1 protein-coding gene is annotated in these 203 nt (G+C 44.8%); it reads right to left on the reverse strand.

Annotated elements, in window-relative coordinates; translation table 11 throughout:
• Positions 1-194 (reverse strand): hypothetical protein (locus tag FRX97_RS12195; RefSeq protein ID WP_147015496.1); only part of this gene is annotated, 194 nt, incomplete at its 3' end.
• Positions 195-203 lie beyond the last annotated feature (9 nt).

The following is a 203-nucleotide window of genomic DNA, read 5'->3' on the forward strand; positions in this document are numbered from 1 at the left end:
TCGTAGGACTCCACTCCCCATCCTTGCGGATAAATCTCATCGTTAATGCCATCTCCATTGGGTGAAAAAGCATCGGGAACATCCAGGGAGTATTTGGTAGCATCTACACGAAGGATGTAGTCTGTCGCTTGATTTGTACAACCAAAAATATCGGTAACCTCCACTGCAAATTCTTGCTGGGTAAATACTTCCACGGTTTGGTT

The organism is Luteibaculum oceani, assembly GCF_007995015.1.
GTDB classification, from domain to species: Bacteria; Bacteroidota; Bacteroidia; order Flavobacteriales_D; family Luteibaculaceae; genus Luteibaculum; species Luteibaculum oceani.